Genomic DNA, 15,830 nt, shown 5'->3' on the forward strand with positions numbered 1-15,830 from the left:
ATCAAACCTTTCTTATGAAATCATATTTTTTCTTATCTAATGATATATCAAATCTAGAAGCCACATCTAAAGAATATTGAGAACATTTACTATAAACGTCCATATCAGAGATAGCCTTAATTTTCGAGACTAATTGAATATGTTTTTTGGGTGAAAATAATAAAGAGCTATCAACAATCTCGGGTATACCACCAACATAGGTTCCAATCACCGGTATACCAAAAGACATCGCTTCTAATATTGATCTAGGTAAACCTTCCGTAAGACTTGGTTGAACATAAATATCAATACATGAAAACCAATTATTTAACTTATCCCTATCAGAAATAAAACCTAATTGCTCAATATTTTTATATTTTCTCATTTCCTCTTCTAACGGTGAATCTAGCCCCCCCCCTACAATTGATAGTTCATATTTGTCATTATCAAGAAGAGAAAAAGCGTCAAATAATGTTTTAATCCCTTTAATTCGGAGGCTTGGGTTACCAATAACTCCTATTCGTATTCTTTTTCCATGAGATAGTTTTTTAATATCTTTTAACTCGTTAACTCTAGCATCTGACACTCCTATATAACGTCCATTTGTAGGATAATGTGATTGAAGATAATTAGATGTAACATATATAACATTATTTGATTTTAATAACGTTTTTTTTGTTCTTAAACTTAATATTGGTGCATATATTTTACCTAATATATCTCCTCTATACCACAAGCAATCAAAAGGAGATGCCACCATCTCAACTAAAACTTTTTTACCTTTACTCAAGGCTAATTTATGGACAAGCAAGCCAAATTCGCTTGGTAATCTTAAAACTATAAAATCAGCTTTATTTATCTCTTTTACTATTTCAGAGATAATAAAACCTCTCTTAATTATACCTTTTTTGGATAAAACTCCTGGCAAGCCAATTATATTAATGTTTTTTCCATTAGACTTATATTGTTCACTGATTTGTTTATTAACATTACGATATCGCGATATAACTCTAACTTCACTACCAAATTTTAGGTAATAGGATAATTGCTCATATGTCAACTTCCCATTAGAATAATAATCATTATTAAATTTCAGAAAAATATGATCATGTACGAATAGGATTTTCACTTAGATATCCTTAATAAATTTAGCAGGAATCCCAGCAAATACAGCATGTCCCTTAATATTACCTTTCACAACAGCTCCAGCAGCAATAATAGTTCTGTTGTTAATTACAGTTCCGGCAAGAATTCTTACCCCACTACCAATCCATACGTCATGTTCTATAACAATTGGTATAAGTTTAAGCTTATTATATTTTATTGGTGTGTCTTTATCGCTGTAATCATGCTCGAATGAAATTAGTGACGATGAATGGGCTATTGAAACATTATCTTCAATAACAATTGAACCTATAGCATCAATATAACAATAATCGTGTATGCTTACATTATTTCCAATTTTCAAATTAAATATATTTTTAATTGTAACATATCTACCAATATATACATTATCTCCAATCTCTAACTTCAGACTCTTTAATAATAAATATCTAAAAAAAACTATAGCTTTGGTTGGGAAAATTGCTATAAATTCAAACAAAAATATAATAATAAAGTTAGGTAATAATGATATAATCTTACAAAGAATAAAAACCACTGCTTTATATTTATTAAAAAATTCACGCCCGTTCATATTTAAAACCACCAACCTTAATGAGCAATATTATCATCAAATAAAATAAAAAACTAAAATATAACACACTTAGCTTAGTTGTCATTAAAATTAAAAATAAAAGTTTATCTTCTCTCGTTTTCATCACTTTAAGACAAGTCATAACAAACAAGAAGCATCCAATGATTCCAAACTTTATTATTAAATAAAGCCAAATTCCATTATCATTTATAGATGCCACCCCTATCGACCATAAATTTCTATCCAAAATAAAACTAGCTAATGTAGAAGGTACCCCTAAAATACCATTACCAAATAATATTTCTAACAAATCTTGATTAAAGACAAAAACAAATAAATTACCACGGATGTCAGTTGCATCTCCAATCGCATTTAATCTAGCCTCGGCAAAATAAAATAATGCTAGAATAAAAACAGGTGATAATATTAGAATTAAATAAGATAAATATCCTTTTTTCTTAACTACGAATAAGAAAAACATCAAGACTGTAACATAAAATATAGCAGCCACTGACAACGTTAACAACATCGAAATAATCGATACTATAACTAATTTGTCAACCTTTTTATCTAAATAAAATTTACAGGCAATAAAACATAAAATAAAAGCTGCATAAGTCGATGGTTCTTCATAAAATCCAGTCGGTCTATATATTTGTCCAATAATAGGAATAGAAAATCCGCTCAAATATCTCTGTGGTTCACCAGTGAGCGGAACTAACGGATCGATATAATAACCAGTCAAATATACAGTTGAAAATTGAATTATAAAGAAAGATACATTTATTAGTAATAAAAACTCAAATAGCTTACATATTGATTTTTTATCGAACTTAACAAATTGCATAATTGATAATATCATAAATATTTTTACAGCTGTCGCAATCGTAAAAGATATATAACTATAATCAATGTTATCTTTATGTGGGTATATGTTAAATAATGATGGCATGGCAATAGTGGTAATTATTATTATACTATATGTGTATTTCTCAATAAAAAGCCTATTGACCTTATAGCCATTATATGCAAAATATAGAACCCAAGTTAACAATAAAATAGGGATTACAACGTAATATCTTAATTCATTAATATTTTCCCAAGATGCAAAAAATATAATTATACAAGTAAGTATATATATACAGTTACTTTTTATACTCAACTTAAAATTTCCTCCCATTTTTCAATTGCATTTTTATTTGAAAAAACTTTAGCTTGATTTGCTATGGCTTTATATTGATAATCATTTATTATTACATATTCTAACCCCTTCTTAATTTCAATATCAGACCTATCATTAACTAAAACTCCATTTAAGTTATTAATTATTTCATTAGGTCCATTCTTACAATCCACAGAAACAATAGGGGTTCCTAAAGATATTGATTCAATTAAAACATTGGGAAACCCTTCAAACAGTGAGGTCAAGAGAGTGACTTTTGCATGAGAATATAAATCAATAAGATCAGACTGATATCCACAAAATATAACCTTATGACTTATCATTAATTTTTCAACTTTTAATTTAAGTTGACTCTCTAGACGCCCCTTCCCAACAATTTTCAATTTGAACTGAGGATGATCTTGTTGAAATAAAAAGAAAGCATCTATCGCCAAATCAAATGCTTTTTGATTTTCTAATCTACCAACACATAAAATATAATCATCTTTACTATTATTTATCTGATTTTTGTTTACATATTCTTCAATAGCTTTAGATACTGGATTGTAAATTGTAACTGTTTTCCCTATTGTCTTAGGCAAAATACTATTTATTTCTTTTTCCATTTCCAGACATTGGTTAACAATAATATCTGCTTTTGGATAAATCCATTTTATTACAGGATATAAAAAATACTTTCTATATTTAGATGTTGTCTTTTTTGATATCATGGATAAACTATTTATATTTCTCGCAACTAATTTAAAATGACGCTTACTAAAATACCTTGAAATTATAGCTAATATCGTAAGCTCGTAAGTGAATGATATTAAAACTTTTATTTTTTCAACTTTTAAATATTTAATTAGAGGTCTTATAGCTAATCTAGCAGAACAAACATTTAACGAATCTATCTTTATATTCTTATCTACCCTAGAAATAAGCTCCCTACCATCAGAACGCATCAGTAATAAAGTAACATTCCAACCATTTTTATAAAGATTATTCGCAAGATTTACGCATACGCCTTCAGCACCACCAGAGGCTAAAGAGTCAATAAGCAATATTATTTTTTTTTGTCTAGGCATAGGTTTTCTTTTTTTGATGATTATCTCTAATATAAACCCCAAGGTATAATATCATATACATTATCCTTGATAATAATACTGTATAAATTAAACTCCATTCTTTAAATGTGTTAAATGTAAACACCAAAAATATAACAGATATCACAACGACAAATAGAGATGCGTACGCTAAAAATCCATCTTTATTATTTGGCAATAAATATGCGAATTGTATGCTTTCTGATACGCCTAAAAAAATTATACCAATTAACATTACAGATATATATGGATAAGCTCCAACATACCCTTCCCCAAATAAAGAAACGATAACACTCTCGCCAAAATAATAATTTATCGCGACTCCACTGATAATGACAAATAAAAATAATAAAATTAATTTAAAAGCATTATTTTTATTATACTTAGAGCAAAGTGAAGGGTATATTGCTCGCAAAAAAACATAAACTCCTCCACTAATAACTAATGATAGTCTATTTGCCAAATTGAAAATCGCATACTTTTCTATAGAGATATACGATGATACTAATATAAGTGGAATTGTATTATATAAATTAGGTGCGAAGTCAGTCATAAACAAATAACCACCTCGTTTTATTTTTTTTGCCACTCTTACAATTGAGAAATTATATTTAACCCCACGGTCTTTTTTTAACCTACTTGTAATATAAAATCCTATCAAGGGATAATAAATGACAGATGCTAAGTAAACGATCTTCCAATTCAGCTCTCCATACAATTCCACATATGCTACAATGCTAATCAGAGAGCAGATCTTCATTATAACAAACAATAACGTATTTTGTTTCATATCATTCATTGAAACATAATACCAACTAGCGAAAGACACGTAACCAACTAAACCAAAAAACGTAACAAAAAAATAAAATACGCCATTGCTAAAACTTTCAACAGAAACAAAATATACCGTTGCCAAGATTGAACTTATAAAAGCAAATACATATCTAGATAACTGAACATCGTTAATAGTTTCGTCAATTTCATCCTTGCTTTTTTTATGTATAGTCCTAGCTTCCGTCAAGTTAAAACTAAAATCGCAGAGTATAAAACAAAAAGTAAAACAAGTATAAGCTAATGAGTAATATCCATATTCATCTTTAGTTATATTATTAGTTATTAATGGCATTAATATCATTGGAAACAACATATTAAATATATACATTGAATACATGAATATTATATTTTTTCTCATTTAACCTCCAACGTCTACATTATACGTCCTTATCCTAGCCTGTTTTCAGCCCCAATAATCACCTCTTATAGCAATGATTATTATATACTTTGGCATACACAATAACAGAAACAGAACTCTTTACTTTTACTTATTAATCACTAAAGTAAAATGGCATGTTAGACTCAATTAATATGTTTCTATTGCTCTCTAAGTAATCAGTAACATGAGAAACATTTTTTATTAATCTAGCCCCCTATTATTAAGGGGGCTCATACAAAACCACCTTCTCTAGAAGATGGTAAATTATCCTAAATACTAAGCCCCATATAATCACCAAATACATTTTCTAATTCTTCTGGCTTCATTATTTCAAGACCACTAGCCGGATAAAATGTCAACTCTCCAAAATATATTTTCCCTGATAAATTGTACAAATCAACACGTACGAATTTATGTTCTGAAGATAATTTTGAAACAATTTCTAGCATTGTTTCAAAATTCTTAGGTTTATCTATCTCGCCATCAATTCCATTAACACCATAATAAAAGTTCATTCGATTCCATTCAGGATCATAATATGTTTCAGTGTGATTATCTGTATATCGCTCTACATTTACTTGTATGAATTTAGGTTTGCCATTAAAGCAATAAAACTTATAATCAACAGGAACATTTTCATCATCCCCTAAAAAATGTTCGCAGATAATTTTCGGTTTTGCATATTTATAAGCCCACTCTCTAAATATTCGATATAGAGATATTGTCAACCATTTATCAAAATTTCTCTTCGCGAGCTTGTGATTTATTTGTTTTTTATTCTTGCAAATTAGATTTTGACTAGAACCATGCGTAGTTTTTAAAACAAACTTATTAGGTAATTGGTCAAAGTCAATATCACTATAGTTATCATAACATCCAACTAAAGGAACTAAATATTCTTCACCAATAGTATTTTTGATATATTTACGAACCTCATATTTATCAACCAACTTCCCCATATTTACATCACGGTGATTAACCTTCAACCATTGAATTTTTTCTGAAAATGTTTTAGGGTTTTTAAAATTAATTTTTTCCCTTCGCCAAAGAAAATAAATCATTTTTAAATAGTATTCATCGCTTAAGAAGTCAAAATACCCTCTTCTTGCTAACGCAAATATTACTCTTATAACTTTGGGATTGCATACATTATCCATTAAACTCTCTCTCTAAATACTGTTTCTTATCTTCTTTCGATAATTTTTTCGTATGTAAAAAATCACATTTTCGTTTATTGTAGAAATCTTTAATAGAACAAATCTCTCTTATTGGATTTCCTGCATAAACACAATTTTCTTTTAATGTACCTTTAACTAACGAGTTCGCCCCAACAATAACATTATCACCGATAGTCGCCCCCGGTAATATAACAACTCCAAATCCTAAAAACACATTATTACCGACCTTTATCGGTTTGATTAAATCAACGTCATCACATTCCTCATATAAATTACGCAATACATTAACACTTCCATCATGTGTAATGAATGTTACATTTGCCGATGTGTATAAATCATCTCCTAACGTAATTAAATAAGGTTCTGAACCAAAACTCTTGGTATTTAATTGAATGTTATTACCAAGCTTTACCCCAACTTTTTTTGCATATTGATTAGGGTGCGAGATAACTTTATATATTTTATCGTATATTTTTTTTATCATGATTATTATTCCTGATATTTTCAGTTTACGTCTTCCATGAAAGACTGATGATAATAATTTTTTATCAAGATGATCACGCAATAAAATATATTACTTACATGTAAGATATAAAAATAAATATCGCAACCATCAACTCACAAACATCACTCGCATTACTAATAAAATCAAAACACTAACTTAACCATCGACGCCATTATTAGAAGTCATTTAAGTTATTGATTACAGCAACTACATCGACTACGGTGAGAATAAAATCCACAACGATATACTTCCTTCTAAAGCTCTATTAAGAATATGCTCTATTGTATTCAGTCTTATCGCGATATTTACTCATGGGTATAAAATTATCATTTCAAAATATTCAAAATATTCAAAATAATTTATGCAACAAAGCACTTTTTCATTAATTTACAATCTATGGCTCCTAATCATTTATTCGACTCATAGCTATAATTATAGTACCCATAGTTACCGCCATAATAGCTACTCGCCTTACGAACAACCGCATTCAGAATAAAGCCTTTAATCTCAATACCATTTTGCTCAAAGCGCTGCTTTGTCACCTCAATTTCTTTCACCGAGTTCTGACCAAAGCGCCCCACAAGCAAAGTGGTACCAACATGAGCTCCCACAATGGCAGGATCAGTTACAGCCAGAATAGGCGGAGTATCCACAATAACAATATCATAATTTTCAGAAGCCCAATCCATTAACGCTTTAAAGCGTGGATGCATAAGCAGTTCTGATGGGTTAGGCGGCACTTCGCCACGGCCAATAAAATGCAGCCCTTCAACACCAGGTTGTTTAATCAAGCTTTCAATCGTAGTTTGACCACTTAAATAATTGGAAAGGCCTGGCTTATGGCTTACACCCATTTGTTTTTCCATTCGGCCTTTACGCATATCGGCATCAATCACCAACACACGCTGGCCCGATTTTGCCACAACCGCTGCCATGTTGGCAGAAACAAACGATTTACCAATACCTGGGCTTGGGCCAGAAATCATCATAATATTATTTTTGGCTTCCATCATTGCAAAATGCAAACTGGTACGCAGGCTGCGCAATGCTTCAATGGATAAATCCGCTGGGTTAGATACAGCCAGTAACGTTTCTTGTACCGTCAGCTGTTTTTTGCTTTTTTGCTTTTTTTCTAACTCTATCTGCCAATCAGACATAGGCACGCTTGCGTATACTGGCAAACCAATGGCTTCAATTTCATCTGGGTTTTCAACCCCACGGTGGAGAGCTGCACGCAAGAGTGCAATCGCCACAGCCAACATACCACCGAGCAAAGTCGCCAATACAACAATGAACGATTTCTTAGGCTTAACCGCTTGAGTGTAAGATTGCGCGTTATCTAAAATACGTACGTTCCCCACAGTACTGGCTTTTACAATGTTCAGCTCTTGCACTTTGTTCAGCAACTGCACGTAAATCTGTTGGTTAACTTCTACATCGCGAGTTAAACGCAGTACTTCTCGCTGAGTTTTCGGCAGCTTTTGTATTTGCTTGTTTAAACGCTCACGCTCATTAAGTAACGTACGGCGTTTATCCATTAAAGCAACATAAGCCGGGTGCTCTTTGGTAAAACGCTGCGAAATCTCACTCTCTTTAAAGGTTAGTTCATTAAGCTGGGCTTCAATGGTCACCATCACATCAAGGGTTGATTTGGCTTCTAACCCCAAATCGATTGACTCATTCTCTTGACGAAATTTATTCAGCAAATCTTCAGAGGCGGTCAGTTGCACTTTAATTGCTGGCAAGTGTTGACGTAAAAATACCAAGCTATTTTCTGCCTCGGCCGAGTTGCGCTCTACGTTTTGTAAAAAGTAGTTTTGGCTAATATCATTAAGAATTGCTTCAATATCGGCACGGTTCTCACCGGTAAAACTCAGTTGCAAAATGCCTGTCTGTTTACCGCGCTCACTCACTGACAGATTCTGTTGAAGCCATTGAATGGCATCAAGCTTTGAGCGTTTAGCTAGTGTAAACAGGCTATCATTATTTGCATCAAGCTGAGTAACAAACAATTTAAGATCACCATTTTGAGCCAATTCACCAACCTTGCCTTCTAATACTTTGCGCTCTTGGCTGTCATACAGCTCATATTTACCCAACTTGGCATCAGTAACAGTTAAAGTATATTGTGGTTTTTCAACAAATACAGGCACTTCAAAGCGGCCCACATTCATATCCACTATTTCGCCTTCAATTCGGGCAAGTCCTTTACCAATAATGGGTAAATAAACAGGCTCTACCACTGTAGTTAAATTCAGTTTGTCGACGGTTTTACCCAAAATCATCCGTGATTTGATGATTTCAATTTCAGTGGTTGCTGATGATTCACCCGCGAACAATTCTCCCATTTCACCTAAGGCTGGCATACCGCTTTTCTTTTGCTCTACCTGAATAAGTGCATCCGCTTTATAGACAGGTGTCGCAAGAAGCGCATAGGCAATACCGCCAATGGCAAACAGAAAGGTGATGGCAATAATGCTCCAACGGGCATCTAGCAAAATGCCAAAGAATTTACCCAGATCGATTTCATCTGAGTCCTGCTTAATTTGTGTATGTTGAGAAACGCTCATAACTCTCTGCTATCAAAATTAATTTAATTAGTTGTATCCAAGAAAGCTCTACTTTAGGTTACGGCCAAGTGCGTACTCGTAGCGCACCTTCCGTCAACTCGTTAAAGCCACTGATCGTTGGCAGAAGTTGAGTCACAACACGGTTCCAACGCACAATCGGCGCAGCCGTTACGTAAACAATGTCATAAGGTTGCAGCTCAAACTCGGTACCAATTACTAAGGCTGAAGCATCTTGAATATTCAACTGGTACACATTTGCAATTGCTTGCTGCTCATTTTGAGCTTGAATTTGATTCTGATCAGATGGAATCGCTGTATTGGTATTAGCCTCTACAGCACCTTGCTTTTTCACATTACTGCGAATCACAAATACTCCGGTGGCATCCGCAGAAAGCTGGTTAATCCCACCCACATTACTAAGCGCTTCAGTTAAGCTCATACCGGCACGGTCGATCTTAAGCAACTTAGGCTCTTTGACCTCACCCATTACGAAGACTTTTTGGCTGTCGTTACGTGGTACATGCACAATATCGCCAGGGCGAAGCAAACGGTTTTGAGTCAAATCTCCACGTTGCATCAATGCATACAATGACAGTGTCTCTTCTGTTCCGTTACGAGTCAGGGTTACGCTACGCCAATCAGCATCATCTGCCAAACCGCCCGCTTTATTCACTGCATCTAATAGTGTCAAAGGTACGTTCGTAATGGCTTGTTGCCCTGGTTTATTCACTTCACCGGTAATATATGTTTTTTGCGAACGAAACGACGCCACATTCACGTCCACCTGAGGACTTTCAATATATTCAGCCAAACGCGTGGCAATCGTGTCTCGCACTTCTGTTACTGTTTTACCTGCAACATGTACCACACCAATATACGGATAGAAAATCGTGCCATCGGCATGTACCCAGTTACCAGCTTCTGCCGAACTACGGTACGAACCCGCAGGAATAGTCAATTCGGGGTGATCCCAAATCGTAATATTAAGAATATCCCCGGTGCCAATACGGTATTGATAACCAGCAAGCTCAGCATCCAACGCCGTATTCACCTGAGAATAAACCGGTTTGGCCTTAAACGCGTTAACTCGACTCGCTGTTAGCGGGTAAACATTAATCTGCTCACTCCACGTTTGCTCCTGCTCACTTCCATTTGTTGTCGTTGCTACTACATTTTTATCAGTAACCGTCAGGTTTGAGCCCGGCACAGTGCAGCCCGCCAGCATGGACGTCGCCATGGCAGAAATAAGAATCTTCTTTGTAAAATGCATATAATTATCAGACTGATTAAATAATGACGAGTGCCTTGGGATCCATAAGACACAGCGGAGTATTCATACCTGCTATGTGAGCAAGCATTTGAGAATGAAGTTAGGGACTAACATGGCCTAAGAAGCTATACCGACACCGACGGCCGTGACAGACGGCCGCGCTAACAAGACAAAACATGGAGATTTTATACGCTACCGCCCTTAGGTTACGGTTCCCAATTTACCATACGTTGCTTTTTATTGTTTTGTTGTTATATCACGCTAAGCCGCACGAATAGCAAAGCTACTCAACTTAACGGCTAACCAAGCTTCTTGGCTATTTGACCATGCGACATTTTTTAGTCGCAAATTTAGAACATTTTACACTTCTTTGTTGCTGATAGGAATCTTGTTTTATCACTTTTCCCGATTTTCAATGCGCTCAATCAAAAAAAATAAAAATCAATACAATTCAACATCTTAAAGACCAACCCATGATAAAAACCATGGAGTTTCACGTCGTCCGTATGTTAAATATTCCTTATTCCACTATTCTTGTTTGATAAGTTAGAGACATATCAACATTTCTGTGGTTCAAACCGCTGCTTAGGCATTTTCTTTCTGGACAGATCATTCAGAGATTGCAGAAAAACTTTATTACTCATATCATTAATCAGAGAACGTTCATCGTTTTTGATTTAAAATAAGTTCTTACCTTTGGTCATTAAAGAACCGCCCCATGTAGAAAAGTCCCCAAGACGGCTATTCTCCATTGGTATACGGCCTCACCTGGGTATATACATCACTAAATCCTCTTTAGGATTTTTTATAACACTCCATAATTTCAATAAGGGAATTAAAAATGAAAAAGACTGCTATTGCACTTATCGCAGCCCTATCATTCTCTGGCGCTGCCTTTGCAGCAACTGAAACAACAGCGGCTGCAACAGCTGGTTCTACATCTGGTGCGGCTGCGGGTACAGCTGGTGCAACAGCGGCTGCAACCGGCGGTATTACTGCAACAGCCGTTGCCGCTGGTGCAGCTGTTGCCGTTGCTGCTGTTGCCGTTGCGGATTCAGCAAACAACAACAACACAACATCAGTATCTACACAGAAGTAATACTCGATATTTTGCGAGCTAAATTGCAATAATCAAAAGCCAGTCGTTTTACGATTGGCTTTTTGTCTATTTTGTATGGCAACTTGGACGTTAGCCGATGATCCCTTTCAAAAGTACGCCGAGAAAAATGAACATACCCCCAGCATCAGCCATCAAACCGATCTGCCTAGCCGGACTCTTAGTGGCACTCAGTGGCTGTAGCCAAAAATTCAATGACGTTAATGACACCATAAAGCTCGCGGTATTTGGCGATCCTGATATTTCGTTAACGCGTGAGGATATTAATCGCTCACCTTATGCCAGCATCTATGCCCAAATCGATAATGGCCCCCAAGCATTCATGGTATTGGCTTTAGCGGAAAAAGAGCACACTCTCTCTACGAATCCAACAACAGCACCTGCTCCGCAACAACTAAAATGGGTGTCTGCCGATAAAGGTATGCTAGTCACTCAATCTGGCCGACTGGTTAAAACACTTAATTTACCGCAGGGTAATTTAGTATCTGTACACAGCGCCCAGCCCGACCCATTAGCCTTGGGCTTGCACCTATCCGATACCCCACATCAATGGCAAGCCACCTATGATTGGCAACCGGGTTATCATTATGGCTATATTGGTAACTCTACTTTTAGTCTCCAAGGCAATAATACCATTGTTATCAATCAAACCGCTGTTGAAACGCTGCATGTCATCGAGACCGTCAATTTCGATACTATTGATATTTCTTACCAAAACCATTATTGGTTAAACCCCACTACAGGTACGGTAATGAAATCATCCCAGCATCTCGCGCCAACATTACCGGTTGTTACCCTCACTGTACTCAAACCTTTCTCATAACTAGTGCTTAACCATGATGAGATATTGTATGCCCTATTCATTTCATGTTTGCCGCAAGTTAATCCCCGCATTATTCAGTGCGGTTTTGCTACTTCCTTGTATGCCTCTTTCGGCAAAAGAGACCATTTCACATGATGCCAACGCATCATTAGAAATGCGCGTTTATCACTCTCTGTCACCACAAAACAGTAACCATTCAGCAAAAAATAGCAGCCATTTAATACTCACTTATCGTGAACCCATTAGACTTGAGCAAATTTTAGCGGATACGCTTGCCAACATTTCCCAACTTCCTCAGTCGTCGCAAGAAACATTAAATGAGCAGCTTTACTGGACAGGGGCAAGCGTTTTTTCCTCCCTACAGCACCCTAATAAAAATGAGGTCTTACAAAAACTTAATCAGCTAGCCACACAGACGGGGACTGCTGCTGAGGCCGAATTTTATAATCAGTTACAACAACAAATTTTAAACCTTGTCATCGGCCAACGTCTTTTTACTCCCCTTGATTACGACAGAGTGCGGATTAACAAGAACGCAAACCCTCTTGTAAACCAAGACTTAACATTGGTATTGCCTAACCGCCCAAGCACAATACTTGTTCTGGGTGCCGTCAAACAGTCTGGTTATCAAACGTGGCATATCCGTCAGGATGCTGCAAGCTATCTTGACAAGGCAATGCCTTCAGCAACAGCGGAGAATAGCTACGCCACCGTCATCCAACCGGATGGAAACGTTGAGCAGCACCCGATCGCCTACTGGAATAAAAACCACCATGATATTGCTCCGGGATCAGTGATTTACCTCGCTTTTGATAATCTTCCATCTGGCTTTAGCCAGCTCAATGATGACATTGTTAACTTACTAAGGAACCGGGCTCTGTGATGCGAACAACTCCCTTTTTCTCTAATACCGGTTTACTACCATTAACAGCGTTGTCCGACGCTATTCGCCATGCATTAGCCAAAACTGGCCCACTTTCCATTTCCTCATCTCTAGCTATTGGCATGCTCACCTTTGCTGGCAATGCCCATGCTGATGAATTCAGCTATCCGCACTTTGAACCCTCACAAAGTGACTTTGGCGGCGTCGGCCTAATTCAAATGCCATCAGGCCGAGTTGCCAAAGAGGGTGAGTTAACCCTTGGCGCAACCTATAATAATGAATATTTGCACTACAATGTCTCGCTGCAGCTATTACCTTGGCTCGAGACCACCATTCGCTACACCCTAGTGAATGATCTTCTCTATAGCGATAACCCTGATTTCAGCGCAGATACCAAATACACCGACAAAGGCATCGATTTCAAAGTTCGCTTGTTAGAAGAGAGCTACTGGCTACCGGAAACAGCGTTTGGTATACGTGATTTTGGCGGCACCGGTTTATTTGATGGTGAATATATTGCCGCCAGCAAGCACATAGGTCCCTTTGATGTCACTCTGGGTATAGGCTGGGGTTATATCGGCAATAGTGGTAATTTAACCGGTGATAAATCAGGCAGCATTGATTGCGGTCGAGGAACGGGCTACAAGGGCAATGGCGGTAGTGTTGATTTCGAACGCTGGTTCACCGGCTGTAGCGCTGTATTTGGCGGAGTGGAATACCAAAGCCCGTGGCAGCCTCTGCGCCTGAAGCTGGAATATGACGGCAACGATTACCTCAGTGACTTCCCGGTAACCCGAGGAGGTATTGATATGACCCAAGACAGCAAATTCAATTATGGTGTACTTTACCGCCTTGGTAATTGGGGGGATGCCCGCCTGAGCTATGAACGCGGTAATACCTGGACTTTCGGGGTAAATCTAAATACCAACTTCAATAAACTCCGCACTATGTGGCATGATGAGCCACTTCCAACCTATCAGCCAAGTCAACATGGCAAAAAAACGGCAGAAACTCTCACCGCTTCCGAATGGGAGCAATTAGCACAAGATTTGCATCAAATTGCCGGTTATGAAGACCCTAAACTTTACGCCAGCGACGATACTGTAACGGTTGTTGCACCACAAACTAAATACCGCAACCGTGATGAAGCCCATCTGCGCGCAGGAACCATATTAGCGAACAGCGGCCTACAAGCTGACACTTACCGTATTATTGAAACAGCCAACCACCAAGCGGTTACTGACACTAATATTGACTCTCATCAACTGACAAAAGTTGCCAACCATGAATATTTCGGTGCCAAGATCAGTGACGCCACAACGCTGAACCCGTCCACTAAACCTGATGGAAAGCTTTATGCCAAGTCAGACAAAAACTGGGATGTCAGCCTATCGCCAACCTTGCAACAATCGATTGGTGGTTCTGAAAACTTCTACCTGTTCAATATCGGGATTAATGCCGGAGCCAATTACTGGTTCGGCGATCACGTTGAGTTAAGTGGTGGTGTTTACTTCAATATTTACGATAATTACGATAAATTCCTGTACGAAGTACCGCCTGATGGTACAGATCTTAAGCGCGTTCGCACCTTGGTTCGCCAATACATCAACGATAATCCAGTCCGAATGGATAACTTACAACTCACTTGGATGGATCGCCTCGCAGAGAACTGGTATGCCCAAACCTATGGTGGCTATCTAGAAATGATGTTCGGTGGTGTGGGTGGTGAATTACTTTACCGCCCACAAAATAGCAACTGGGCATTTGGTTTGGATCTTAACTATGTCATCCAACGAGATCCTGATTCTCAATTCGGGTTCTTTAGCGAAGAAGTGCAGTTTGACCCCATCACAAACCGTCATTACCGAGTTCAAACAGGCGCACCGACTGGCCATATGACAGCTTACTACCAACCTCAGTGGCAATGGCTACCAAATACACTATTTAAAGTGAGTGTTGGACAGTACTTAACGGAAGATAAAGGGATCACAATCGACTTTTCCAAGCAGTTCGACAGCGGGGTGATTGCCGGGGCATTTGCCGCCATCACCGATCTCTCCGCAGAAGAGTTTGGTGAAGGTAGCTTCAATAAGGGCTTTTACATCTCGATTCCGTTCGATGTAATGACTGTAAAACCAAGCACCAATCGCGCAACTATCTCATGGCTTCCACTCTCTCGAGATGGTGGCCAGATGCTTAATCGTAAATATCAACTCTACAGCATTACGGATGCCCGTAGTCCTTGGTATGGGCGCAAAGCGATTAACTAACACACTATAAATTATCTGGGCCCGGCATCAACTGGGCCCACCTCGCACCTCGCACCTC

General features: G+C 37.1%; 13 protein-coding genes. 4 read left to right on the forward strand and 9 right to left on the reverse strand.

Annotated elements, in window-relative coordinates; translation table 11 throughout:
* Nucleotide 1 precedes the first annotated feature (1 nt).
* The 9 genes from ABT56_RS17210 to ABT56_RS17250 all read right to left on the reverse strand — a co-directional run bounded on the left by ABT56_RS17210 (nt 2) and on the right by ABT56_RS17250 (nt 10,679).
* Nucleotides 2–1,108, reverse strand: a complete 1,107-nt coding sequence (locus ABT56_RS17210; protein ID WP_047880137.1) for a glycosyltransferase family 4 protein — start codon at nt 1,106–1,108, stop codon at nt 2–4.
* A complete protein-coding gene (locus ABT56_RS17215) occupies nt 1,109–1,675 on the reverse strand; it encodes an acyltransferase (RefSeq protein WP_047880138.1) in 567 nt (188 codons plus the stop codon).
* On the reverse strand, nt 1,662–2,837 hold the full coding sequence (locus ABT56_RS17220) for a hypothetical protein (protein ID WP_157037887.1): 1,176 nt from the start codon (nt 2,835–2,837) through the stop codon (nt 1,662–1,664). The genes ABT56_RS17215 and ABT56_RS17220 overlap by 14 nt, the downstream gene beginning before the upstream one ends.
* Entirely contained in the window at nt 2,834–3,925 is a 1,092-nt protein-coding gene (locus ABT56_RS17225) for a glycosyltransferase (protein WP_047880140.1), read from the reverse strand. Before ABT56_RS17225 ends, ABT56_RS17220 begins: the two co-directional genes overlap by 4 nt.
* Entirely contained in the window at nt 3,918–5,135 is a 1,218-nt protein-coding gene (locus tag ABT56_RS17230) for a lipopolysaccharide biosynthesis protein (RefSeq protein WP_047880141.1), read from the reverse strand. The genes ABT56_RS17225 and ABT56_RS17230 overlap by 8 nt, the downstream gene beginning before the upstream one ends.
* A gap of 290 nt (nt 5,136–5,425) precedes the next feature.
* Entirely contained in the window at nt 5,426–6,313 is an 888-nt protein-coding gene (locus ABT56_RS17235; protein WP_047880142.1) for an ATP-grasp fold amidoligase family protein, read from the reverse strand.
* Entirely contained in the window at nt 6,306–6,818 is a 513-nt protein-coding gene (locus tag ABT56_RS17240; protein ID WP_053062535.1) for an acyltransferase, read from the reverse strand. The genes ABT56_RS17235 and ABT56_RS17240 overlap by 8 nt, the downstream gene beginning before the upstream one ends.
* A gap of 428 nt (nt 6,819–7,246) precedes the next feature.
* Nucleotides 7,247–9,409: a polysaccharide biosynthesis tyrosine autokinase gene (locus tag ABT56_RS17245; protein ID WP_047880143.1), complete on the reverse strand. Its 2,163-nt coding sequence runs from the start codon at nt 9,407–9,409 to the stop codon at nt 7,247–7,249.
* Between the two features lie 58 nt (nt 9,410–9,467).
* On the reverse strand, nt 9,468–10,679 hold the full coding sequence (locus ABT56_RS17250) for a polysaccharide export protein (protein ID WP_047880144.1): 1,212 nt from the start codon (nt 10,677–10,679) through the stop codon (nt 9,468–9,470).
* A gap of 841 nt (nt 10,680–11,520) precedes the next feature.
* Here ABT56_RS17250 and ABT56_RS17255 point away from each other — a divergent pair.
* The 4 genes from ABT56_RS17255 to ABT56_RS17270 all read left to right on the forward strand — a co-directional run bounded on the left by ABT56_RS17255 (nt 11,521) and on the right by ABT56_RS17270 (nt 15,772).
* Nucleotides 11,521–11,778 carry a hypothetical protein gene (locus ABT56_RS17255; protein ID WP_047880145.1) on the forward strand — a complete coding sequence of 86 codons (258 nt, stop codon included), beginning with the start codon at nt 11,521–11,523 and terminating at the stop codon, nt 11,776–11,778.
* 127 nt (nt 11,779–11,905) lie between these two features.
* On the forward strand, nt 11,906–12,619 hold the full coding sequence (locus tag ABT56_RS17260; protein WP_047880146.1) for a YjbF family lipoprotein: 714 nt from the start codon (nt 11,906–11,908) through the stop codon (nt 12,617–12,619).
* Nucleotides 12,620–12,647: 28 nt separating this feature from the next.
* Nucleotides 12,648–13,502: a capsule biosynthesis GfcC family protein gene (locus ABT56_RS17265; protein ID WP_169753944.1), complete on the forward strand. Its 855-nt coding sequence runs from the start codon at nt 12,648–12,650 to the stop codon at nt 13,500–13,502.
* 122 nt (nt 13,503–13,624) lie between these two features.
* Entirely contained in the window at nt 13,625–15,772 is a 2,148-nt protein-coding gene (locus ABT56_RS17270) for a YjbH domain-containing protein (protein ID WP_047880160.1), read from the forward strand.
* The last annotated feature ends 58 nt before the right edge of the window (nt 15,773–15,830 follow it).

Source organism: Photobacterium aquae (assembly GCF_001029445.1).
GTDB classification, from domain to species: Bacteria; Pseudomonadota; Gammaproteobacteria; order Enterobacterales; family Vibrionaceae; genus Photobacterium; species Photobacterium aquae.

Excerpts from the sequence above, each read along its gene's own strand:
- ABT56_RS17215 (WP_047880138.1), bottom strand. The coding sequence starts at position 1,675 with ATGAACGGGCGTGAATTTTTTAATAAATATAAAGCAGTGGTTTTTATT.
- ABT56_RS17225 (WP_047880140.1), bottom strand. The coding sequence starts at position 3,925 with ATGCCTAGACAAAAAAAAATAATATTGCTTATTGACTCTTTAGCCTCT.
- ABT56_RS17230 (WP_047880141.1), bottom strand. The coding sequence starts at position 5,135 with ATGAGAAAAAATATAATATTCATGTATTCAATGTATATATTTAATATG.
- ABT56_RS17235 (WP_047880142.1), bottom strand. The coding sequence starts at position 6,313 with ATGGATAATGTATGCAATCCCAAAGTTATAAGAGTAATATTTGCGTTA.
- ABT56_RS17240 (WP_053062535.1), bottom strand. The coding sequence starts at position 6,818 with ATGATAAAAAAAATATACGATAAAATATATAAAGTTATCTCGCACCCT.
- ABT56_RS17245 (WP_047880143.1), bottom strand. The coding sequence starts at position 9,409 with ATGAGCGTTTCTCAACATACACAAATTAAGCAGGACTCAGATGAAATC.
- ABT56_RS17250 (WP_047880144.1), bottom strand. The coding sequence starts at position 10,679 with ATGCATTTTACAAAGAAGATTCTTATTTCTGCCATGGCGACGTCCATG.
- ABT56_RS17255 (WP_047880145.1), top strand. The coding sequence starts at position 11,521 with ATGAAAAAGACTGCTATTGCACTTATCGCAGCCCTATCATTCTCTGGC.
- ABT56_RS17260 (WP_047880146.1), top strand. The coding sequence starts at position 11,906 with ATGAACATACCCCCAGCATCAGCCATCAAACCGATCTGCCTAGCCGGA.
- ABT56_RS17265 (WP_169753944.1), top strand. The coding sequence starts at position 12,648 with ATGCCCTATTCATTTCATGTTTGCCGCAAGTTAATCCCCGCATTATTC.
- ABT56_RS17270 (WP_047880160.1), top strand. The coding sequence starts at position 13,625 with ATGCTCACCTTTGCTGGCAATGCCCATGCTGATGAATTCAGCTATCCG.